This is a genomic window from Chitinophaga sp. 05T412 (assembly GCF_056396465.1).
In genome coordinates, this window is sequence record NZ_JBFTLN010000001.1 from 389,059 (window position 1) to 411,904 (window position 22,846).

Annotated in this window: 17 protein-coding genes and 2 tRNA genes; 5 read left to right on the plus strand and 14 right to left on the minus strand. The window is 45.7% G+C overall.

Features of this window, described 5'->3' with window-relative positions; translation table 11 throughout:
• The first annotated feature begins 203 nt into the window (after positions 1–203).
• Together AC1DFM_RS01490 and AC1DFM_RS01495 are read left to right on the plus strand one after the other, a co-directional pair.
• Complete coding sequence (locus tag AC1DFM_RS01490; protein ID WP_477074955.1) at positions 204–953, plus strand: hypothetical protein; 750 nt, start codon at positions 204–206, stop codon at positions 951–953.
• A 142-nt stretch (positions 954–1,095) separates the two neighbouring features.
• Positions 1,096–2,001 (plus strand): metallophosphoesterase family protein, encoded by a 906-nt coding sequence (locus tag AC1DFM_RS01495; protein ID WP_477074956.1) that lies wholly within the window; start codon positions 1,096–1,098, stop codon positions 1,999–2,001.
• A gap of 66 nt (positions 2,002–2,067) precedes the next feature.
• Here the strand turns inward: AC1DFM_RS01495 and AC1DFM_RS01500 are convergent, their stop codons facing one another.
• The 12 genes from AC1DFM_RS01500 to AC1DFM_RS01555 all read right to left on the minus strand — a co-directional run bounded on the left by AC1DFM_RS01500 (position 2,068) and on the right by AC1DFM_RS01555 (position 17,575).
• Complete coding sequence (locus AC1DFM_RS01500; RefSeq protein ID WP_477074957.1) at positions 2,068–2,493, minus strand: SRPBCC family protein; 426 nt, start codon at positions 2,491–2,493, stop codon at positions 2,068–2,070.
• Between the two features lie 198 nt (positions 2,494–2,691).
• Entirely contained in the window at positions 2,692–3,948 is a 1,257-nt protein-coding gene (locus AC1DFM_RS01505) for a sialidase family protein (protein ID WP_477074958.1), read from the minus strand.
• Positions 3,891–4,820, minus strand: a complete 930-nt coding sequence (locus AC1DFM_RS01510; RefSeq protein WP_477074959.1) for a TolB family protein — start codon at positions 4,818–4,820, stop codon at positions 3,891–3,893. Before AC1DFM_RS01510 ends, AC1DFM_RS01505 begins: the two co-directional genes overlap by 58 nt.
• A gap of 25 nt (positions 4,821–4,845) precedes the next feature.
• On the minus strand, positions 4,846–5,619 hold the full coding sequence (locus AC1DFM_RS01515; RefSeq protein WP_477074960.1) for a patatin-like phospholipase family protein: 774 nt from the start codon (positions 5,617–5,619) through the stop codon (positions 4,846–4,848).
• 37 nt (positions 5,620–5,656) lie between these two features.
• Positions 5,657–7,087 (minus strand): glycosyl hydrolase, encoded by a 1,431-nt coding sequence (locus tag AC1DFM_RS01520; RefSeq protein WP_477074961.1) that lies wholly within the window; start codon positions 7,085–7,087, stop codon positions 5,657–5,659.
• A 131-nt stretch (positions 7,088–7,218) separates the two neighbouring features.
• On the minus strand, positions 7,219–8,811 hold the full coding sequence (locus tag AC1DFM_RS01525) for a RagB/SusD family nutrient uptake outer membrane protein (RefSeq protein WP_477074962.1): 1,593 nt from the start codon (positions 8,809–8,811) through the stop codon (positions 7,219–7,221).
• Between the two features lie 20 nt (positions 8,812–8,831).
• The gene (locus AC1DFM_RS01530) at positions 8,832–12,221 is read right to left on the minus strand and encodes a SusC/RagA family TonB-linked outer membrane protein (RefSeq protein ID WP_477074963.1); all 3,390 of its coding nucleotides are present in this window, start codon (positions 12,219–12,221) and stop codon (positions 8,832–8,834) included.
• 33 nt (positions 12,222–12,254) lie between these two features.
• Positions 12,255–13,211: a FecR family protein gene (locus tag AC1DFM_RS01535; RefSeq protein ID WP_477074964.1), complete on the minus strand. Its 957-nt coding sequence runs from the start codon at positions 13,209–13,211 to the stop codon at positions 12,255–12,257.
• A gap of 47 nt (positions 13,212–13,258) precedes the next feature.
• The gene (locus tag AC1DFM_RS01540; protein ID WP_477074965.1) at positions 13,259–13,858 is read right to left on the minus strand and encodes an RNA polymerase sigma factor; all 600 of its coding nucleotides are present in this window, start codon (positions 13,856–13,858) and stop codon (positions 13,259–13,261) included.
• A 373-nt stretch (positions 13,859–14,231) separates the two neighbouring features.
• Positions 14,232–14,495 carry a UBP-type zinc finger domain-containing protein gene (locus AC1DFM_RS01545; RefSeq protein ID WP_477074966.1) on the minus strand — a complete coding sequence of 88 codons (264 nt, stop codon included), beginning with the start codon at positions 14,493–14,495 and terminating at the stop codon, positions 14,232–14,234.
• 10 nt (positions 14,496–14,505) lie between these two features.
• A complete protein-coding gene (locus AC1DFM_RS01550; protein ID WP_477074967.1) occupies positions 14,506–16,164 on the minus strand; it encodes an NAD(P)/FAD-dependent oxidoreductase in 1,659 nt (552 codons plus the stop codon).
• Positions 16,165–16,174: 10 nt separating this feature from the next.
• Entirely contained in the window at positions 16,175–17,575 is a 1,401-nt protein-coding gene (locus tag AC1DFM_RS01555) for an ATP-binding protein (RefSeq protein ID WP_477074968.1), read from the minus strand.
• Positions 17,576–17,680: 105 nt separating this feature from the next.
• On the opposite strand from AC1DFM_RS01555, the gene nfi reads away from it, so the two are divergent.
• The 3 genes from nfi (at position 17,681) to AC1DFM_RS01570 (ending at position 18,633) form a co-directional block, all read left to right on the plus strand.
• Positions 17,681–18,334 carry a deoxyribonuclease V gene (gene nfi / locus AC1DFM_RS01560; RefSeq protein WP_477074969.1) on the plus strand — a complete coding sequence of 218 codons (654 nt, stop codon included), beginning with the start codon at positions 17,681–17,683 and terminating at the stop codon, positions 18,332–18,334.
• An 87-nt stretch (positions 18,335–18,421) separates the two neighbouring features.
• Positions 18,422–18,495: transfer RNA gene (locus AC1DFM_RS01565), tRNA-Asp, on the plus strand.
• Between the two features lie 56 nt (positions 18,496–18,551).
• Positions 18,552–18,633 (plus strand) — tRNA-Tyr (locus AC1DFM_RS01570).
• A 321-nt stretch (positions 18,634–18,954) separates the two neighbouring features.
• On the opposite strand, the gene AC1DFM_RS01575 is transcribed toward AC1DFM_RS01570, so the two are convergent.
• The gene (locus AC1DFM_RS01575) at positions 18,955–21,033 is read right to left on the minus strand and encodes a family 20 glycosylhydrolase (protein ID WP_477074970.1); all 2,079 of its coding nucleotides are present in this window, start codon (positions 21,031–21,033) and stop codon (positions 18,955–18,957) included.
• Between the two features lie 182 nt (positions 21,034–21,215).
• Positions 21,216–22,823: a RagB/SusD family nutrient uptake outer membrane protein gene (locus AC1DFM_RS01580; protein ID WP_477074971.1), complete on the minus strand. Its 1,608-nt coding sequence runs from the start codon at positions 22,821–22,823 to the stop codon at positions 21,216–21,218.
• Between the last annotated feature and the right edge of the window lie 23 nt (positions 22,824–22,846).

The window sequence follows — 22,846 nt, forward strand, 5'->3', positions numbered from 1 at the left end:
TTAATTACGCCCAATATACACTTATCGTGCCGAATTACCTAAAAGTTTTAAATAGTTAAATACATTATTATTAATAAATATATTTATTTTAAGTACTAAAATGCAGAAATATTATAAAAAACAAGTAGTTAACTATAAGTATTTTATTGTATCTATGTATATACTTCACCTGTATTTCATTTATCGTTAAAACCATTTTGCACATGTACGGAGACTTATCCTTTCTTTTATTACTAGGCGGCGCCGCTACCCTGATCCTATTGGTAGGCCTTATCCTTGCCATTATTATCTTCTTTCATAAAAATGCCGTACTGGAAATAATAGCCTGGATATGTGCCTTTATCTGGTTGTTTTTAGACCTGGGCATGGCCTATAGTGGTTTGTTTGAGGAAGAACTGGGTGGCAGCAACTACTTCCTTTACCCGCTGCTCATACTCTTCTTCCTGCTGGTACAATACCGGTCTAACACCGCACAGGGGCAATCCCTGAAGGTGCTGTATATGATCAAAACAGTCCTCATTCTCCTGTTTGCCGGCAACGCTCATTCACAAATTCTCAACCTGCTTATTACTAATGATATCATTCCTTACAGCCAGACTGTTTTTCCTTATGTAATGATGATAGTAGGTTCACTGATTACGATATCTCTGCTGAGTTACTTCACTTACCGGTACCTGAACCGCATTGGAGCCGACATCAAAAAAAATGAAGTATTCCAGAACGCGATTTTATTCACATTTAGCGTTGGGCTGGCCTTCAGCATTACATCCCATCTGCTATTCTACCTCGCATACTTCAGACGCCTCCCTGAAGTAAGCCGTGCATTTTTTACACCACTACAACTGGTCAAACAACTGGTATATCTCCTGGTAGAATCATCCATAGCCGCCGGCATTGCAGCATATATCTATAAATCGAAACAGGAACGTTTGCCTGATCCCGTAACGAAATAATTTCTTAACAGGATCATAATACACCGGGGCGCTTCCGATTTTTACCTTTGCTACCCTAACCAGCACGATTCACTGGTAAATTATTTTTTGCAGGCAGTTGTAACGAGCTGCCTGTTTTTTTTAATACTTATCTGCGCTACACATGATTCAAAGAAGATCGCTGCTGAAGAAAATGGGCGGACTGTTACTGGCACCGGCCATTCCTTATACTGCCTTCGCTGCTAAAAGTAAGCCCGCGCTGAGAATTGCACACCTGACCGATATTCACCTGCACAATGATTTAGATGCACCCAAACGCCTGGCGAAATGTTTCCATCATGTACAGCAACAAACGCCCAAAGTAAACCTGATCCTCAACGGTGGCGACATTGTATTTGATATGAACAAGGAAAACATTTCCACGATCCGCGATCAGTGGCAACTGTGGCATTCCGTGAAGGCAGCAGCATGTAGCCTGCCTATGCACTATGTACTTGGCAACCACGATATCTGGTGGGATGAACAAAATAAAAACTCCGCCCTTTATGGTAAACAATATGCCCTGGATCAGCTGCAGCTAACCAGCCCTTACTACAGCTTCCAGCAAAATGGCTGGAAATTTATCTTCCTCGACAGCGTACACCTGGATATTGATGCCACCTGGTATATTGGCAAGCTGGGCGAAGCACAGTTTGCATGGCTGGAAAATGAATTAAAAAATACACCACCTACTACACCGGTGTGTGTACTATCGCATATTCCTATCCTTACGGCCACCCTCATGATTGAAGATGATATCGTGAATAAATGGGAAATGCTGGGTGGTGATATGCACACCGACACCGCCGCTATTATCAAATTATTTTACCAACACCCGAACGTAAAATTATGCCTGAGCGGGCATATACACCTGCGCGATAAAGTAGTATACAACAACGTTACCTACCTGTGCAATGGCGCCGTAAGTGGCGCCTGGTGGAAAGGAAATAAGCGGGAAACCGCGCCGGGATACGGTCTGATTGATCTGTATGCAGATGGTACCTTCGAAGAAAAATACGTGAATTATTAAACCACTACTCCGCACACCTCAAATAGAAGTCTGCGGAGTAGCCCTTTCAAGGGAGGTACGTTAATACTAAATTGATTCCGTGTATTTCTTAAAGCTATCCATAATAGCCTGCCAGCCGCTCTGCTGCATCTCCAGGGAGTTCTCGGCTTCTGCTTCAAACGTTTCTGTTACTTTGGTCGTATTACCTTCTTCTTCAAAAGTAATGTCTACTGTTCTGCCATCACCGAGCGTATAAGCAATCCGTTTGTGGTCAATAACTTCATCGTATACACCGCCAAAATCAAAGCCCCAGCTACCATCTTTGGCTTCCATGCGCGACATAAACTTTCCGCCGGTGCGAATATCATTCTCTGCTTTAGGCGTGTGCCAATCGTCAGAGGCGGAGCTCCATTTTACAATATGTACAGGGTTCGTCCAGCTTTCCCAAACTTTCGCTACAGGTGCGTTTACAATGGCGGATACAGTGATCATGTTTGCTGCAGTAGTGTTCATTTTATTACGTTTTAAAAGTGATTGTTTTTGTGATTGTTTTTGTTAATGCAAACATACCACGACCCAGGAACACACAGGATGGTGAAATACGACAAATTAGCGTATACTTTGCGACAATCTCATAAGACCATAAAAAAACACAGGCTGGTAATAAGCTACCAGCCTGTGTTTGAACGGATATTTAGCGTATTCGCTGCTTTATCTCCAATTTACTATCGTAAATACAATAGCGGAATATTGATCCTTTTCATACAATACGCCTATTTGCTTTTTCCCCAGCGCTACGATATCTGAATAGGCCGCATAATCATAACCGGCTTTGCGTTTGCCATCTCCCTTATAAATCACCTCACTTTTCTTCCAGGTTTGTCCATCATCAAAGCTGATACGAAGGGTGAGATTATCTCTTTGCAGAGAGTCCGCCGCATTGCAAAAGGCCAGTATATTTTTTTTGCCCGCCTTGCCAATATTCAGGATACTACCCTGACAAACAGGATCTGGTAATTGGAAGTCGCGATAGGTAGTATCCCAGGTGGCGCCACCATCGCTGCTAACAGACACCACTCTCCGATGTATATCTTCACGGTTCTGATTACGACTATTCATCATCAGCTTGCCACCGGAAAGTTCGGCAGCCATAGATTCATTACTACCGGGAACGGATATACTATTTCCAACTTTAAATGTTTTCCCATGGTCATCTGTATAATATCCGTGAGCCACATAATGCGCGGCATGTGCTACCGGCGGCCCCGCAGTATGATTAGCCGCCACAAAAATGCGGCCTTTGAAAGGTCCTTCCTGAAACTGCATCACATGCCCGGGTGTGTTGGCATAGTAGCGCCAGTCGTCCGCAAAATTAAATGCCGGATCTACCGCCGGTTGCTTCAACCGATGTATCTGCAACGTGATATCTACCGGCGTATCCCAGGTACGGCCGCCATCTGCAGAGGTGATGTAATAACAACGCTTAATACCTTTACCATGGAGAATATCGCTTTCTTTAGCAGTGCCGGTATTATAAAAGAAAAATATTCTTCCCTTCGGATACGCAGGGTCAGTAAGATCCACTACCGGTCCGGGGTTCGACAACTGCATATTTCCGGAACCAGCTATCACCTGCAGCGCTGACCACGTGTAGCCCTGATCCGAGCTGCGTTTCATCACCATATTGATGTTGCCATAGTCATCCATCCCATCTGCGCGGCCTTCTGCAAAAGCAAGTAAATCGCCGTCCGGCAAACGGATAATGGCGGGAATACGGAAAGTTTTATACCCTTCGGTACCAGACACAAACACCGGCACTTCTTTTCGTTGAGCCATGCCTGTTACTGCTAATAAAAGCCATACCATGCTCCATATCATTTTCTTCATACTACTGCTTTTTTTCAGATTACTTACTTCGATGCCAGCTCCTGTAGCCACTCTTTCATACCGGTAACTAATCCTATACATGTTTTACGTGCATTACCGGGTTGTATCACTGACATCGCTATTTTGTTCCCGTCGGGAGACCATACCGGATGATTTGCGCCCCATTTTTCTTCGGTGAGTTGTCCTTTGTATTGGCCATCTGCCGATCTGATGATAATCACGTACTTGCCTCCGGCTGTTTTGCAGGTAGACTCATACGCAATCCATTTCCCATCGGGCGACCAGGAGGGCGCACGACCCTGACAACTATCCAGCGGAACTGGATTTATCTGGTTATTTCCATTCACTTTTCCCACCCAAATCCAGTTGCGGAACTGGTTGTACTTTCCGTCGGGACGCTGTCCGGCAAAGGCCACCGACTGTCCGTCCGGAGAAAGATCTGGCATACCACAACTGATGACTTTACGACGGGTAAGTTGTACGCAATTACCCGTTTTCCGGTTGACCGAAGTCAGCATCAATCCCGAAACCACCATTAACTTTTCCTCTTCTGGATACCAACAGGGATAAAATGGCTGGCCTATCATACCAGTAGTTTTCAGCCTGGTAGCGGTGCCTCCTTCGTTGCTGGTTAACCAAATACTATTCACACTATCTTTAATACCGGTAAATGCTATTTCTCCATTTTTTGCGGTATTGGGCCGGGTTTCTTCTATATCAGCGTTGGCCAGTCCCGGCAGAAAGCGGGTCACACTGGTATCGCTGATCTGTACTTTATATAACTTGTTTGTACTGCCTTTTATCAGGCGGCTAAAAACAACCGACTGCCCATTGTCTGTAAAGCATTGCCAATAGTCCGCTGCGCTGGTATCGGCGGTTAGTAATTTCACTTTGGGAAAACGTTGCTGTCCGAAGCAGGAAAGTGTACATAGTAATAAAATGAGGGTTCGCATATGAGGGAATTTAATTTTATACGAATTACACCACCGCCTCCTGTTGCAACAAATTCCGCGTATAGTCAAGACCGGTAGTATAGATATCTTCCAGCTTATTAAACTCAAACATGCCATACCGGCCCAAGTCAGCCGGTTCAATAAAAAAGCTGCACAGCTGCTTGCTTTTCAGCACCGGTTCTCGGATCGCAAGATGCAGCGTTCTTTCCACATTGGCCAGGAAGCCATCACCCGGATTATAAGGCGTCAGCGGATTAACGTGTACACCGATGATATCGCGGTATTGTCCTAACAGCGGCTCTATGGGAAGGTTGCCGGACAAACCGCCATCTACATATTGCATACCGGCTATCTCCACTGGCGGAAATATCAGTGGCACTGAAGAAGCAGCCAGGATAGCAGGAATCAGGTCGCCTTCATTGAAAACAGTTTGATCGCCGGTCACGAAATTGGTAGCCGTAATATAGAGGGGAATGTTCAGTGATTCAAAAGTTTTGTGTCGCAGTGTTTGTTGTAATACTTCCGCTACTTTTTTGAGAGATAGAAAACCTGCGCGCCAGTTCTTCCACTGCATAGACAGCCCCAGCTTATGTTTCCGGAATATCTCCCGCACCTCATCGGTGGTATAGCCGTCGCATATAAAGGCGGCCGCAATAGATCCGGCGCTGGTAGCGGCAATGGCTTCCGGGAAAATTTGTTGTTCTGCAAAGGCTTTCAATACCCCCAAATGTGCATAACCGCGGGCGCCGCCGCCGGATAACACAAATGGACGTTGTATACGCTTATTTTGGTTGTTCATCCCACTAATTTAAAAAACCATGGCCAACCGGTGTTTTTTATTTTTTTTGGAAGATGATATAGGCCGGGCTTTCATTGATCGTCAGGCGGATACCGTTGTCGCCGGCCTTTTCCCAGGCTACTGCCGGTGCGGGCCCTTCTGCAGTAGCCATGCGGGTGATACGGATAGCCTTACCCGGCAACTGATCCAGCCTGGTAGTAATGGTGTGCGGCTGGTAGTTTTCTTTATGCTGCGTATCAGCGCCAGTGGGCGACCATGCCACCCATATCAGGGATTGTGGATGTTGTCCATCTTCAAATTCATATACATACAACTGGCCTTCCTCTTGTTTCACCACCCGGCGAAAACGATACTCACCCAGTGTTTGATACAGTTGCCGTACTGCCCAGAAAGCGGGTTTGGGTACAAAATTGCGCGTGAGTCCGGAGGCCGCATGGAACGAAGCCTCATCTTCATCATTGTAATAATAGAGATAAGCCCGCTGTACATCACGAACCGCAAAGGCCAGGAAAGAGCGTACCAGGTATTGCGCCTGTTGCAGATCGGTGGCGCCCTGCCAATTGAGTTTCAGTGCCCAGTCTTTCCGTTGCTTCATAGCCGCCGGCGTACAGGCGTCGTAGCCAAATTCCGTGATCCATACTTCCTTACCGGGTGCATGTTGATTGCGCCAGCTAACTGCTTCATCTATTACTTTCAGATAGCGCAGCGAAGAATCTTCCGGAAAACTTCTATGCCAGCTATTTTCATTGGTAGCTGTTTTTTCCATGGTGGCATAGGTATGCAGATTGATGATATCGTACAGGGGGAGTATGTGTTTATCTCCATAAAAATTATCCAAACCCTGTGAATAACTATCTCCTTTGCCGGCTACTACAGCGGGTGTTACAATCTTCATCCGGGGATCACCCTTGCGGATGCCCTGTGCCATTTTTGTAAACAGCGTTTGGAACAGGGCTGGTTCAAAGCGGTTACCGGGTTCATTATCTATTTCTAAGGAAGTAGCGAGTTGTTCTTTACCGGAAGGGCCGTAATAAGCGGCCATGGCCTTTCCGTAGTCATAAGCCCATTGCTCATGCCCTTTCCACAATTGCTGATAACGGGGAGTGCCGGCACCAAAGAGACGGAACTGCAGGCAGATATCAGTTTCCAGTCCGGCGTTTTTCCAGGGGCCATATACGTCATTTTTCCAATTGAGCTTATTAACGGTAACGGGTATATGAAGTGCATCGCCGGGAGTATTGGCGTCCCAGTTTATGTTGTGGTAATTACGCACCAAGCGAGACGCTTGGCCATGCAATGCCGGCCGGAAAGTCACGTGTCCATTGATGCCCATAAAGTCTTTAAACAGCGGTTTTATGGCTTTGGGGGCGGTAGTATCAGGATGTTGCGTAGTTTCAGGGGCAGCGCAACCGGTTTGCAGGGATGTAAAGCAGTACAGAACGGCGGCAAACAATAGTTTTTTGGGCATAGTGGGTAGCATTGCCGCTGAAAGTAGTAATAATTTTGAATTCAGGGGGGACAATTACAGCAATGGTATTAAAAAGCAATGCGGCGTGAAGTCACGCCGCATTGCTTTTTAATATGATATGGGTGGTAATATTACCATCCTGGTGTTTGTTTGTAAACGCCGCCGCTTTTATTGATCACATCTGGATTTATAGGCCAGGCCATTTTCTTACCGTCAAAGGTACGGATAGGCCATACTTCTTTAATGGTATAAGGAGACGCAGCATCGGCCTTATTAGCATGGATACGACCATGTAGTGGCGCTCTGAGTTTGTCAAAATCACCCCATCTTTTCAAGTCCTGGCATCTGTCGGTCCATTCGCAAGCCAATTCAACACGACGTTCGTGTTTCAGATCAGCCATAGTCGGGCTGGGAATAGCAGCCAATCCTACGCGGTTGCGTACTTCATTCAAAGGAGCCGCTGCTTCGCCATTCTTACCTTGCATAATCAGCGCCTCTGCTTTAAACAGGAGCACTTCTGCATAACGCATTAATGGCAGGTTCAGTTTCGTGGTTGGATAATCAGGGCTCTGATTGATGAAGAGGTTGGTAGATTTATCACCATTTGAACCGTAAGAATATGGCTCCATATATTTTCTCATCTGGAAACCAGATAAGCTGTTGGTAGACCAATAAGTGAAGTCCAGTCCGAAATAAGTAAACTTATCACCAAATTTCAGGATGGTAACTTCACGTCTTGGATCGGTGGCTTCATATTCTTCATACAGTTCTTCGGTAGGTTGGAAATAACCCCATCCATTGAACAGGTTCCAGCCGCCATTTTCCAATACTACGCCAGGGAATTCAGATCCACCGTTCACACCAGAGGTAACAGACCACATGTACTCTGTGCTCCAGTTATTAGCAATGGTGAATACCGCTTGATAGTTTTGCTTCCCATCAGGTTTACTTTTGATCAGTGCACGATGTCCTTCATCACGGATTTTATCGCACAAAGCTGGTATCTGCGCCCATTTGCTGGCATCGTATTGTGCCCAGTATGCCAGTACTTTTACCATATAACCCCAGGCAGCAGCTTTATGTGGTCTGCCTTTATCTGCATCCGAATAGGTTTCGAAGAACGGCAACAGGTCGGATGCTTTCTGCAAATCACTCACGATCTGTGCATAGTTATCTTTTACAGATGGCAACTGTGGAGGCATACGTTTTCCAAACTCAGGATTTTCAGGTCCATCGTAAGGAACGCCCTGGCCTTTATCTCCCCACATATAAGCGATCCAGAAATGTATGAACCCTCTCATAAAATAGGCTTCACCCATTGCCTGGTTACGTGCTGCTTCTGTGGTGTTTTTAGAAGTAGGTACATTTTGTATTACCTGGTTAGCACGGTTGAGCGACTTATATAAATCAGACCAACCATCTGCCAGATAGCCTTCGCTACCGGTAGGAATAAAGTTCTTGATATTTTCTCCGTTCGCCTTTGATCTTCCTACAATCAGGTCATCGCTGGCATCCTGTACCCAGAAGAGGTCTCTACCCCAGGTAGATTCATTGGGCATAGTTTCATACAGAGAAGCAGTTGCTTTCTTCAGATCCGCATCGCTCTGCCAGAAGAAGCCGGTAGAAGGCGGACCATAAGGCTTGGTATCTACCCATTTGCTGCAGGCACTCAATCCAACGCCAAATGATGCGAGCAGGTATATATATTTGAATTTCGATTTCATGATAATACAGTTTGACTTTATCAGAATTTAACGTTAGCACCCAAAGAGAACACACGGGAAATAGGGAATTGACCACCATCGAGACCAACACCACCCACTTCAGGGTCCATACCGGAATATTTGGTGAAGGTGAGGAGGTTGTCGCCGCTAAAGTACACACGCAGGCTTTTGTTCCATCTCATCTTCGGGAAAGTATAACCTATTAACAGATTTTTCAGTCTCAGGTAATTACCATTTTCCAGGTACCAGTCGGAGGCAGTACCGAAGTTTTTGTTAGGATCGTTTGAGCGAACGCGGGGAATGTTAGAACCGGTATTCTCAGGTGTCCAGGCTTCTTTGATTTTATCCCAGCGATTGTATCCCTGTTCAGAACCACTTAAGGTAGTCATCTTGAAAGCGTTGAACAGTTTCACACCGCCTACGCCTTGCATAAATATGCTCACATCAAAATTTTTCCAGGAAACACTGGCATTAAAACCATAAGTCAGTTTAGGGAAAGCATTACCCATGAATTTACGATCTCCGTCATCGATACTTCCACTTCCATCCACATCTACAAATTTGATATCACCAGCTTTAGCATCCGGCTGAATTCTTTTGCCATTCTTCTGGTAAGCAGCAGCTTCTGCATCAGACTGGAACAATCCTGCTGTTGGAATCAGCCAGTAAGAATAATAAGGCTCTCCTACTACAGATTTGAAAGGTTTCATGGTGCCTCTGTAGGCATCATCATGGAACCAGGCTGCATCTTTGTTATCATCAATATACAATACTCTGTTTTTCAGCGTAGCGATATTCGCACCCAGGTTATAACCTACCTGACCAATATGATCATTCCAGGTTACGGCTACTTCCCATCCTTTGTTACCAATCTTACCCTTGTTCAGGTAAGGCGCATCAAAACCGAAAGTATTAGGCCATCCGGTAGTTTGTTGATGGATCAGGTCATACGTCTTTTTATCAAAGTAATCAACGATAATGCCTAAACGTTGTTTCAACATGCTGACATCGAGACCAATATCTGTTTGTTGAGATGTCTCCCAGGAAAGTCCCGGGTTAAATAAAGCACCATTTGACAAGGAAGTAGAAATAGGTGCACCATCACCAAGCTGATAAGTATTACCTGCAACAAGTAATGGATAAGCATAGTTAATAGGAATAGACCCCATGGCACCAACGCGGCCCCAGCTACCTCTGATCTTTAACAGGTTTATAGCATCTATGTGGAAGAAAGGCTCAGAGCTGATTTTCCAGGCAGCAGTAACACCAGGGTATGATTTGTTACGGAATTCCGCCGGCAAACGACCCGCCATGTCATAACGATAGCTGGCTGTTATAAAGTAACGATCTGCCCAGCTATAGGAAAGGCGGCCTACATAGGAAGCATTACGGTCTACCCACTGGCTATCTGTTGGCAACTGATCTTTAAATATGCCGGCGTTTGTAAAGAATTTTGCCCAATCGGCCTCATTTTCAAAACCTTGCGCCGTTGCGGTAAAGGAACGGTGACTGGCTTCCTGTGCAGTTATTGACACCATGGCGCCAATGTTATGCTTCTTGATGATTTTGTTGTAGTTCAGGGTATTTTCCCAGATCCAGGAATAGTCTTTACCGTTGTAATAAGTTAACCTGTTTTGTGCATTAGGCTTACCAGGTTCCAGTCTCTTAGGTTCGAAGTTTTTCAACAGACCATCAGTCTGTCTGTAAGAAAAACGGGATAAATAGGTCAGCCCTGGAATAATGTCTGATACAGTAGCTTCTGTGATAGATTGCAGGTCGCTCGATTTATTATAAGGGCTGTTCCTCAACAGGGAAGCTACCGGGTTTACCACGTCACCATAGATACCATTGTAGATATTGCCGATTGGGCCCACACCTCCAAAACTTCCATCTGCATAATAAGGGGTGGCAGAGCGTGGCATATAGATCGCAGAAGTGATCACGCCAGTATAACCACTGGCAGTTTCCGCATCTCTGCTATCATTATTATTCCAGAAGATATTCTGACGCAGTTTTACTTTTTTACTAAACTCGTAATTAGCGTTAAATCTCAGGGAAATATTTTTGTTGTAGGTATTCAGCAGCGTACCTTCTTCTTTTTCATAGCGTGCCTGGAAGAGGGTAGAAAATTTATCAGAACCGGCGTTTACGCTGATGTTATGTCTTTGCGTTAAACCAGTGCGGAAAATTTCTTTCATCCAGTCCGTACGGGTAACAGCGCCATAGGGATTCTTTGCAGGGTCCCACGCATCAGGAAAACTTTGTCCTCCATTTGTGGTGGCTTCCTTTACTAATTTGGCTTCGTCTTCCGCCGTCAGTGACTGCAACGTACGCCATGCTTTCTTGGCACCTACAAAACCAGAATACTCCACAGTAGGTATACCTTTGGTAGCCTGACGGGTAGTTACCAGTATTACGCCCGAAGATCCTGAAAACGCACCATAGATGGCGGCAGAAGCAGCATCTTTCAAAACGGTGATATTCTCTACATCAGCAGGGTTGAAAGGTGCATTCGGTACACCGTCTACTACATACAGTACATTTTCATTCTTATTAGTAGATCCCACACCACGAATCACAATTTTAGGAGGATTGCTGGTATGGCCACCATTGCTGGTTACGGTGATACCAGGCACTCTGCCCTGGATCATGTTAGCCACATCCATTACCGGACGCTCCTTGATTTGTTTCATATCCGGTACTACGGATACGGCGGCAGACAGGTCTCCTTTTTTAGCAGTACCATAACCCAGTACTACTACTTCATTCAATCCGCTGCTGCTTACTTTCATGGAGTAGTTCAACGTTTCTGCGTTTCCAGCTACGGCTTCGATGGTTTCATAACCTACGTAACTGAATACCAGTACGGACTTCTCATTTTCTGCTGTGATCTCATAACGACCATCAGCATTGGTCACTGTTCTAATTTTAGTTCCTTTCACCCATACAGATACACCTGGTATAGGCTCTTTCGTTTCGGTAGTAATTCTACCACTGATTTTATGATCCGCCACCTGTGTGGTTTGCACCACCGGGTCTTTCTCTGCTTTTCTCAGCAGAATGGCTTTGTCGCTAACGCTATACTCAATGCCGGATTTGTTCCGGAGCAGGTTGAGTGCTTCGTTTAACGTGATGTTGTCTGTTTTAAAATCGCTGACCATGATTTTATCAAAGTCCTGTTTTACGTAGTTGAACGTAAAAGTACTCTGAGAGCCAAGGGCAGTCAGCACCTGTGACAGTGAGGCGCGTGAAATATCCAGTTTTACTTTTTCATTCAACCCGCTCTGCCGTGCATAACCAAAGGTGGCCGGCAAAAGGGTGCACCCCAATAAAAGATATCTTTTAAGGCGGGATGCAGTTGGCCCGCTTCTACGGGAGTACTGATCTGAAATGGTACATTTCATTTTCATGTGTTGATTTTTTCGGAAGTGTTCACACGTGTATTAATAAATGGTAACCTGTTTTTCGGCAATGCGGTATCGCTTACGACTGATATAACATAAGTTGTCGAGCATTTTTGTAAAGGCTTCTTTCCGGAACATCACCGAGATGTTTTTATCGGCGCCCTGCACGTTTTCCCAGCGAACCGTGTATCCATTACGGTTACACAGGCGGGCTACGGCATCGCGGAGCGGTAAATCGGTAGCGCTGAAAGCATCTTCTTTCCAGGCAGCTACCCTGCTGGCATCTGTTTCGCTAACAGTCAGTCCTTTTTCTCCATTGTTATAAGCGGCGGCATAGCCGGGCTTTAGTACGGTATTCTCTTTTCCAACACGCACCTTTACTTTTCCCTGTACCAGCGATACGCGTGTTAACCCTTCCGCAGGATAGGCTTCCACGTTAAACTGTGTGCCTAACACCTGTATCGCCATATCCCTGGTATGAATAGTAAAAGGCTTGCCGGTTTGTCCGTGTACATCAAAGAAACCTTCCCCGGTTAGTTGTACACTGCGCACCTTCTGGTTGAAATCTTCTTTCCAGCGCAACGAGGCAGCGGCATTCAGCCATACATGCGAACTATCGGGTAATACCACCAGCTTCACGGTGCTGGTTTCATTGGTCACCAGGAAGGTTTTATCCGTTGCACTTTTGTTATCTGATGTAGTGGAATGATGTAGCCATGTGAATCCGGCGCCGGCCAGTAACAAAACACTGGCTGCTGCTGCGGTCCATTTCACGGCCGCTTTCTTCCACCATACTACTTTGGCAACGGGTAAGCGGCTACGAAAATTAGCCAGAAACTGTTGTTGGTATTGGCTTACATCTGCCGCAGGCATTGGCTCAATATTTTGCAACCCGTCATACCAGCTGTCTAATATGGCCAGTTCTTCCGGTGTGCATTTACCAGCATGAAATTTTTCTAACAGGGCATGGGCCCTTGGATATTTTTTCGGTACCATCTACTAATGAATACCCGAAGACGAAAAAATGTTAACTCAGTGGAATGTTAAGAAATTGTAAACAGCAAAAAGGCGGATACGAGGCTGGCAGATAAGGCAGGATTTTCCTTGATGTGGGCTTTTACCTGTTTCAGGGCACGGCTATACAAAACCCTTGCTGACGCGGGGTCTATACCTAGTTGTTGGGCTATTTTCTGGTAGGAATAATGGTGTTGTACGCGTAACACAAATAGTTGGCGCTGGCTGGGCGACAATACATCCATGGCTTCCGCTATAATAGTATCTTTCAGATCGTGTAGCTCCTTCTGCGCCAGGGCATCGGGTGCTTCCAGCGTATCATTCAATAATACTTCCAGCTTCTTCAGGTGCGCCTGATAACGGCCGTTGGTACGATAGTATTTGAAGATCCGAAACTTCAGGGCGTTGAGCAGATAAAATTCCAATGTTTCATCTTTCGGTACTTCCTCCCACTTCTCCCATAAACAAAGCAATACATCCTGCACAATGTCAAACGCATCATGTGCATTGGTTTTGGCCACTGCTATGCCCAATAGCTTATCCCAGTAGGTAGCTACTGATGCTTCAAACTCCACCTGACGTACGGTGGCGGACATATCCTGAAGAAATAAATGCTGATGCGCGGCCATAAACGGAATATAACGAGTCCTGCAAATGTAACTGCCCAATATTACGTGGATATTAACTTTCCCTGATTCTTCTGTTGAAAATCGATTTAGCTCTGGTTCTGCAAGTGATTATACTATTGAATTACAGTATCTGAAATAACGTGTCTTAATATTATAATTGATTAAAAAAAACTTGAAATGCTGATGGTTGATTACGTGTATTCTTTACATGACAAGTGAATATTGTCACTTTCTGATAGCAATATAAATTTACTTTTCGAATAACGAAAATTTTATAAAAAGATAGTTACCGGCGCCGGCAGCCCCCCGCTGTTAGTAGGGATACGGGGCAGGTTTGTCGCTAAAATACCTGCCCCGCATTCCCTTCTCCCGGTTAATATTCTACAAACTCATTATCAATATAACACCACAACCATTGTTCCCCCGGCTCCGCAGAAGCCACCACCGGGTGTCCCGTGGCATGATGATGTTTTGTCATATGCGTGGAGGGAGAGTCGTCGCAACATAATGTAACACCACAGGTTTGACAAGTGCGCAAATGCACCCATTCCCCACCATGCTTGATGCATTCTTCGCATACGTAATCTTCACCGATTTTAACCGCCGTAATAGCGGCAAGATGTGAACATACAGCCATAAAAAACGATTTATACTTCCGCTAAATATTTATGTACCATACTGATACTCATAGAACCCTCTCCCACCGCAGAGGCCACCCGGCTCATGGCGCCGGAACGTACATCACCGGCAGCAAATATACCAGGACAGCTGGTTTCCAGCAGATACGGTTCTCTATCCAACTTCCATAACTTACCGAAATATTCAAATGATTTCATTTCCCGGCCAGTTTGCACAAAACCTTTTTCATCTTTGATAATCAAATCGCCCAGCCACTCCGTATAAGGTTTTGCACCAATAAATATATACAACGCATCTGCTACCACCGCTTTCACTTCTTTGGTTGGCAGGTTTTCTATCTTCAATCCCTCCAGTCGCTCGGTACCGGTAGCCTCCACAATCTCTGTGTTACTCAGGATAACAATATTAGGTATTTCGCTGATCTGATCAATCAGGTAAGACGACATCGTAGCCGTGAGATCACTTTTACGAATCACAATAAACACCTCTTTCGCAAACCGGGAAAGATATACTGCCGCCTGCCCCGCAGAATTACCTCCACCAAGAATATACACGCTTTTCGCCTTGCACGCCGCCGCTTCTGTCATCGCCGCACCATAATAAACGCCGGCACCTGTAAATTGCTCTATGCCGGCTGTTTCCAGTTTACGATAATCAACACCGGTGGTAATCACCACCGCACGGGTATTGATCTCCGAACCACTTTCCAGGCAAACAATTTTATAATCCGCTTTCAGCTTAATTTCCTTCACCGACTGGGGCGATAAAAACTCCGTTCCAAACCGCGTAGCCTGAGTAATAGCACGACGGGTCAGCTCTGCCCCACTTAGCCCTGCAGGAAAGCCCAGGTAGTTTTCTATCCGCGAACTGGTACCTGCCTGTCCGCCCGGTGCATGCCGTTCAATCAACAAGGTTTTTAATCCTTCCGAAGCCCCATACACGGAGGCCGCCAGCCCTGCAGGTCCTGCGCCAATAATCACCACATCGTAAATTTCGTTTTTTACCGTAGGATTCAAACCCGTTCTGGTGGCAATGTCAATGATCCCCGGGCAGGATACTACTTCACCATTTTCGAAAATCACCACGGGCAAAGCCGCATTATCCAGCTGATTGATGTCCATCAACACCTTCCCATCTTCGCCGCTGGCATCAATAGATTGATAAGGTATCAGGTTGCTGGCCAGGAATTCTTTGATATGATATGCTTTAGAGGAATACGGATGTCCAATCACTTTAATACCCTGAAACTCCGGCCGGTAGGTACTTTGCCAGTCGTCCAGCAAATCGTTGATCACCGGGTATAATTTTTCTTCCGGTGGGTCCCATGGCTTCATCAGGTAATAATCTAATCTTAATTCATTAATCGCTTTAATCGCAGCACTGGTATCAGAATAAGCAGTAAGCAATACTCTTTTGGCAGCAGGATAAATAGCGATGGCCTGCTGTAAAAAATCCACGCCTTCCATTTCCGGCATCCGCTGATCGGAAATAAACAGGGCGACTGTTTCATTCCGGTTCTTCAGCTCCACCAGGCTTTTCAACGCTTCTTCCGCAGATAGCGTACTTAAAATACGATAAGATTTTCTGTAGTAGGTTTTCAGGTCCTGGGTAATAGCATTCAGCACCTGTCGATCATCGTCAATAGCAAATATTATAGGCAAACTCATATCTTCTAAATTAATTATTTTCTATGGGAAAGGAAACAGTGAAAGTGGTTTTTCCCGGAGCAGACGTGGACTTCACCATGCCGTTATGCCGTTTTACAATCTGCATCACTACATCCAGTCCAAGGCCGGTGCCTTTCCCTATTTCTTTCGTTGTAAAAAATGGTTCGAATATTCTTGTTTGAATATCGGATGGAATACCCGGACCATTGTCGGTAACTGTTACATGCACATACTGCCGATCCTGCGTGGTGGCTATTTCCAGGCTCCCTTTCTTTCCGGCTTCCATGGCATCAATGGCATTATCCACGAGGTTAGTCCATACCTGATTCAGTTCTCCGGGCAGGGCTTTTATTTTGGGCAAAGTAGTATCGTAATTTTCCACCAGGTCAATATTTCCCTTACGTATTCTAAAGTTCAGCATGGCCAGCGTATTACGTATGCCGGTGTGGATATCGATAAATTGTTTATCCGGCTCCTGGTCCATGTAAGTATAACTTTTTACAGAAGTAACCAGGTCGGCTATTCTTTTGGCAGATAGTTGCAGGTCGTGGATCATGCGATAAGCCACCAGTGAGCTTTGCAGCCAGTTGAATATCACTGGCAGCTGCCGCGCAGGAAATTGTTCACTGAACTTTTCCAATGTGTCGGTATCCTGGTTATACTCCACTAATACTTCTGCGATCTCCAGTTGCGGGATGTTTTTACTTTCGAGCCAATCTTCCAGTGCGGCTGTTTTATCGGATAATTCCAGCATGCCCAATGCCTTTTCCGGCCGGCATTCCCGCATCTCCAGCACCCGCTCCACCAATATGCCCGCCTCTTCTTCCGACAGGCAAATGGCGGCCATATCTCTGAATATCTCCGGGAGATGCGTGATATTATCACATAAGCCCGCCGCACCGCGTGTAATGGCCGCTACCGGGTTGTTTAATTCATGGGCCAGGCCGGCAGACAATTTTCCCAGCGCCATCATTTTTTCATTCTGCTGCTGGAAAGAAGTATTGTCTCTCACACGGCTGGTCATAATATGTACCAGCGCTTCTGTGAGCTCATAATGCTGTTCTATATTTTTTCTGAGGATATCTGCATGACAGGAAATGACACGTGTTTCCTTCAAACACATGCCTGTTCCCAATGCGTTTTTGACACGCGAAAAAGGCAGCCATCCCGTGATAGCGTCTTCATTCAACTCCGCCAGCTCCCGATAATGTCCGTTAATGGTAGCGGAAATACGCACCTTTCCCTGAATCACAATGTTAGTGGAAACCACCGGATCACCGGCTTTGAACATCAGCTCTCCTTCTGGTATGAGTCGTTCGGTAGACTGTTGCAGTAGCCAGTCCAGTTGTTCCAATGGTACCTCCTTCAACGCTGGAATTTGTTGAAGCCGGTTGGCAGTTACAGGTTCCATAAAAAATGGGGATTTTCATTCGTTATCAAATATAAGCTTTCAACGCACACGGCAAACTATAATAATTTCTGCTAGCTTTGCTGTCTATCCTAAACCATTCGGGAAATGCTTACAGAAGATGCAGCCATAGCGATACAGGAAGAATTGCGATCACAAGTGATCACGACAGATGTATTACCTGATCCGATAAAAATTATTGCCGGCGCCGATGTAGAATACGACAAAGATTCCAACCTGATTGCCGGCAGTATTGTGCTGCTGGATTATGTTACTTTACGGGTAATAGCGGTCGCTTCTCATTGTATGGAGGTTACTTTTCCCTATATCCCTGGATTATTTTCCTTTAGAGAGATGCCCTCACTGTTACGTGCCTACGAAAAATTACCGGTACCACCCGACCTGGTCATTTGTGATGGCCAGGGGATTGCACATCAACGTAGATTTGGTCTGGCAGCCCATTTCGGCGTAACATTGGATAAGCCGGTGATAGGTTGCGGCAAAACAAAACTCTGCGGTGAATACCAGGATCTGGGCGCTGCCCGGGGAAGTATTGCCCCGCTGATGGACCCGGAACAAATTGGAAATGCATTGAGAACACAGGAGGATATCAATCCGGTTTTTGTTTCTGTGGGACATAAAATTTCTCTTTCCACAGCTACCAACATAGTGCTCCAAATGTGCACCCAGTACCGGTTACCGGAAACTACCCGGTTGGCAGATCACTATGCGCGGCTGGCATTACTGGAACATAAAAAATAGAAATATTTGGTTATTTGGAATTAATATTTATATATTTGCAACCCCAAACGGGGGATACGGAAAGGCTGAAAGGCTTATCTGTAGTAAGGATCGGTAGTTCAGTTGGTTAGAATGCCGCCCTGTCACGGCGGAGGTCGCGGGTTCGAGTCCCGTCCGGTCCGCAAGGACTAAAAAAGGAATAGACAAAGGTCTATTCCTTTTTCTTTGAAATGAGTGCGGGCAGGTTCCAGAGCGGCCAAATGGGGCGGACTGTAAATCCGCTGACTACGTCTTCATAGGTTCGAATCCTATCCTGCCCACTTTTTTATTTTCAGTTTTGTAGCTTACCAGCACAAATAAAATCTCCCACTGAAATAATTTCACCCCGCATCAGCAACACCATCACGCAATCAATTTTAGGGTAACCTTTTCCCCGCAAATACTACCGTATTAAACGATGCGACAAACTAAGTGCATATGCTCATAGTGGAACACTGTTGCCAGATAATCATAAAATCGAAAATAGTGAACCACGAGAAAGATGACCTGAAAACAGTGTATTCATCTTCACGTATCTGTTACAGGAAATCAGGTATCTCTTCCTCGTCATCCACCAGTAAAAGGTTTATCTGCCCCGTTGTTTATTTAACCGGCAGCTTTGCATCCAATACTTTTAAGTCCCGTATATATCCTTTGAAGCTATGCACTGTATCACCAATATATTGCAAAGGAAAAAACAACGTCTGCACCCTGGCAGCTGAATCTTTGGTACCAGGAAAGTACATGTATTGTCCTTCCAGCTGCTGAATAAGTTTACCGTTTACAAGGAGACTGGTACTTTTATGATCTCCCTGTATCGTAACGGTTGTCCACTGTTCAACAGGCACCTTATAGTCAAACCAATAATCATAACCTTCCCGGGAAAAACCCAGCTTGCCTGTTTGTTGCTGCTGCAATTTAACAACTGCGTTGGGAGAGCTGAATAATACGGCATTAGCACCATTATCCCGGTCTGGTTTCACGGTAAAGGTCACTGCATAATCGTAACCGATTTCAGGAATGGTGGTTGCCCAATAACTTTTTCCACCGGCCAGCTGCAGTCCCTCTTTTGTGATATCAACATGCAGTTGTTTTTTAGTCTGCTGCCGAATATTTTTCTGTCGGCCAAAATCATAATGCAACACCACACCATTCTTTGACGGATATTTCCCACGCATATTAAGCCCAGGTGACTCCCCGATTTGTTTGGCCTGCGCTGCAAATTTGAGATAGGTGATAGCAGAATCAGTGCCGCGCCACATCTTCTGTGAAAGCACCTGCATAGCAGGAAATACGCGATCGTTCACATCTTTCTCTGTAATACCATTACCCACTACGTCATTCCATACAGCGAAGGAACCGCCTTTCAGTTGCGGATCACCGGGTGCAAAGCGCACATCGCCCACCTGTACCGGCTCCCATTTCTCAAACAGATGAGGCAGATTCAGGTAATCATAATAATACCCCGCTGCCGGAACGATGTACAACCAGCCATCAGGTGTGGAGATAAGATCATATCCCAGCTTCTTCATGGCTTCGGGATCTGCATAGCCGTTGTACCAAAGGTTCATGGTTACCCCTTCAGCTTTAACAGGCGTCTTGCCTTTTGCATGGGTAAGCGCGCCCCATACACGTACTTTTTTGCCGTAATGCTCCACGAGGCGAATGTAATGATCTGTAAAGGCACGAAATGCCTCTGCTGCTTCTTTGGCATATTCATCTGTTCCTATATGCACTTCTGGCCCTGAAAATACAGGATCGGGCCCTGAGAGGTATTCTGCAAATATGCTGTCGATCACCTGGTAAGTAACCGGATTATCCAGATCCAGATGATCCATGCCATATTTTTTACTGCCAATCTCCGGCCTCAAACGGGAGAAGGCCAGGGAATGCGCAGGCACATCTATTTCGGGAACAATGTTCACACCATAACTGCGTGCCAATGCCTGCAGGTCTTTGAACTCCTGCTTGGTATAAGCACCATCCTTTGACGTCAGCTCCGGATAAGTATCACTTTGCAGGCGGAAGGCGGCATAGGTACTGTCCCAGTTGTTGTTGAAATGCTTCTTAAATCCATTATCATTGAGATGAATGTGGAAGTCATTCATTTTATAGTAAGCCATCAGCTTTATGTACTTCCGTAGAAAGTCGAGGCTGAAGAACTTTCTTCCATCATCAAGCACAAAACCACGGATGGCATAACGGGGATAGTCCTTTGCTGTTCCGCAGGGAAAACGGCGGTGAAGAGAGTCCTGCTCCAGCACCTGCAGCAATGTTCGCGTACCCCAGAATACGCCGCGCGAACAACAGGCCGAAATCTCCAAAGAATTTCCCTGCACATTTAATAAATAACCTTCCTGTCCCAGGGAAGTATCAGGTGCCTGCCGCCGGAGAAAAATATCACCGGGACCGGGTTTCCCGATCTTCACCTGAAGTGCGGGTCCTGGTATCCATTGCCGGAGATCTTCCTGCAATATGCGGGCGGCAGATAAAAAACTGTCGGCAGCAGCCGGTTCTACAACAATAGCACTGTTACGCCGAATGGTGTAATACCCCGAACCACCCTCCCATTCCTGTAATCCCGGGATGACAAATGGTGCTACATTTGAAATTTTTTTTTGTGCCATTAACAAACAAGCAGGCGCAGAAAGCAAAAAAAATAACGATAACAAGTATTTCATAATGAAAGTGTATCTAAAAAAACATAACGTATTCCCTCATTCCGTGCAGGCGGTGTAGGCAGTATAGCCCACCACCAACAAAGCCTGCACGGATGAAGGATAGAAGATGAGCAATGAGTGGCGATATATCCTATCAGCAACATTCATCTGATGGCTGCACTATTAATAGCCTCCATTCACCTCTAGTTCCAGTCTTTATTTTGTTCAAGGTTCGGATTTTTTTCTATTTCCCCTTTAGGTATAGGAAGATAATAGTATTTATCCGTAAATACTCTGGGGGACGAAGCTCCCAGGTCGGCTTCCACCCGTTCATATTTATAGACCCCATTGTTCAGGGTGATCTTCATGCCATGGAATGTTTTCCCATTCAGCACATCTTTTGCAATGCGCCAACGGCGGAGATCCCAGTAACGATGGTTTTCAAAGGCCAGCTCAATTTTTCTTTCATGGCGGATCAGATTGCGCATATCTTCCTTGCTTAATCCATCACGGGTAACTGGCATGCCGGCGCGTTGCCGTATCTTATCGATATAGGTTTTGGCTTTTGCCGGGCCTTCAGCCTCATTAACCGCTTCTGCATAATTCAGCATCACTTCCGCCAACCGCAATTCTACCCAGCTTTGCGTACTATTAAATATTTTTTCCAGTGGTAGTTTCTCATCCAGGTATTTACGCACATAATAACCGGTTTTGGTGCGGTCTTCGTTGGAGTTGCGGTCTACGATACCATCTGTACCATCCACACGGGTCTGAATGGTACGTCCCTTCCAGCTGGCGCCTTCAAAAAGAATGCTGGCATAAAAGCGGGGATCACGGCCCTGATATGGATTATCTGCATGATAACCGGAACCGGGTGCGTTGATCGCCAAACCAGTAGCCTGCATTTCGTAATCGTCTACCATTTCCTGCGTAGGCAATGTACAGCTGGTATAGTTTCCGGGATTATCGAAATAGGGTACGTTGATTCCATCGTAAGAAGAGGTGCGGGCAGGATCAAGATATTGGATCTCGAATATGCTTTCTTCGGAGGGATGTTGTTTGGTAGTGAAAAGGCCGGCATAGTCGTTGGACAAATTATAACCACCTTTTTCTATCACTTCCAATGAAGCAGCAGCTGCGGCCGCCCATTGTTGCGCATAAAGCAGCACCCTGCCCTGTAAGGCTTTGGCAGCCCATTTGGATGCCAGGCCACCGGGTGCACTTGCTGGAAGAAGATTCGCGGCATCTTCCAGCTCTTTCGTGATGAAAGTGTAGGTATCTGCTTCAGTGGCACGCTTTACCATCAGATCACTTTCAAGCACCTGTGGTTCGGTAATAAGCGGTACTCCACCAAAGCGTTTTACCAGTTCAAAGTAATAAAACGCTCTAAGAAATTTCACCTGGCCAATCAGGTTATTTTTATCGGCATCCGGCATCTTTGCATCCACTATTTTCTTAAAGAAGATATTCGCCTTCCGTATACTTTTGTAAGCATTCGTCCAGTTATTTAGCGGTGCATCTACTGAAGTAAAGGCGCCGTTGATAACATTGGTGTTAGCTCCCAGCCAGGAATAACTACCCCGGGCTTCATCTGTGATACAGGCCAGCGGAGACGTGTCATCGGAAAGAAGGTCAAAGCCAATACCCAGGTTGGCATAAATATCTGCCACATACAGTTGAATGAGCTTCGGGTCTTTCCATATGGTTTCGTCGGAAAGCCGGTCTACTGGTGTCTGGTCCAGCTTACTGCATGCAGGAAGTCCCAATATTGTTAAGCAACAGATGATATATGGTAAAAAGTACTTTTTCATGATAAAAATTTTCGGTTGCACAA

Excerpts from the sequence above, each read along its gene's own strand:
- AC1DFM_RS01540 (WP_477074965.1), bottom strand. The coding sequence starts at position 13,858 with ATGGCCGCGCATCAGCATTTATTTCTTCAGGATATGTCCGCCACCGTA.
- AC1DFM_RS01580 (WP_477074971.1), bottom strand. The coding sequence starts at position 22,823 with ATGAAAAAGTACTTTTTACCATATATCATCTGTTGCTTAACAATATTG.
- AC1DFM_RS01515 (WP_477074960.1), bottom strand. The coding sequence starts at position 5,619 with ATGAACAACCAAAATAAGCGTATACAACGTCCATTTGTGTTATCCGGC.
- AC1DFM_RS01530 (WP_477074963.1), bottom strand. The coding sequence starts at position 12,221 with ATGAAAATGAAATGTACCATTTCAGATCAGTACTCCCGTAGAAGCGGG.
- AC1DFM_RS01505 (WP_477074958.1), bottom strand. The coding sequence starts at position 3,948 with ATGTATAGGATTAGTTACCGGTATGAAAGAGTGGCTACAGGAGCTGGC.
- AC1DFM_RS01510 (WP_477074959.1), bottom strand. The coding sequence starts at position 4,820 with ATGCGAACCCTCATTTTATTACTATGTACACTTTCCTGCTTCGGACAG.
- AC1DFM_RS01535 (WP_477074964.1), bottom strand. The coding sequence starts at position 13,211 with ATGGTACCGAAAAAATATCCAAGGGCCCATGCCCTGTTAGAAAAATTT.
- AC1DFM_RS01520 (WP_477074961.1), bottom strand. The coding sequence starts at position 7,087 with ATGCCCAAAAAACTATTGTTTGCCGCCGTTCTGTACTGCTTTACATCC.
- AC1DFM_RS01495 (WP_477074956.1), top strand. The coding sequence starts at position 1,096 with ATGATTCAAAGAAGATCGCTGCTGAAGAAAATGGGCGGACTGTTACTG.
- AC1DFM_RS01525 (WP_477074962.1), bottom strand. The coding sequence starts at position 8,811 with ATGAAATCGAAATTCAAATATATATACCTGCTCGCATCATTTGGCGTT.
- AC1DFM_RS01490 (WP_477074955.1), top strand. The coding sequence starts at position 204 with ATGTACGGAGACTTATCCTTTCTTTTATTACTAGGCGGCGCCGCTACC.
- AC1DFM_RS01555 (WP_477074968.1), bottom strand. The coding sequence starts at position 17,575 with ATGGAACCTGTAACTGCCAACCGGCTTCAACAAATTCCAGCGTTGAAG.
- AC1DFM_RS01550 (WP_477074967.1), bottom strand. The coding sequence starts at position 16,164 with ATGAGTTTGCCTATAATATTTGCTATTGACGATGATCGACAGGTGCTG.
- AC1DFM_RS01500 (WP_477074957.1), bottom strand. The coding sequence starts at position 2,493 with ATGAACACTACTGCAGCAAACATGATCACTGTATCCGCCATTGTAAAC.
- nfi (WP_477074969.1), top strand. The coding sequence starts at position 17,681 with ATGCTTACAGAAGATGCAGCCATAGCGATACAGGAAGAATTGCGATCA.
- AC1DFM_RS01545 (WP_477074966.1), bottom strand. The coding sequence starts at position 14,495 with ATGGCTGTATGTTCACATCTTGCCGCTATTACGGCGGTTAAAATCGGT.
- AC1DFM_RS01575 (WP_477074970.1), bottom strand. The coding sequence starts at position 21,033 with ATGAAATACTTGTTATCGTTATTTTTTTTGCTTTCTGCGCCTGCTTGT.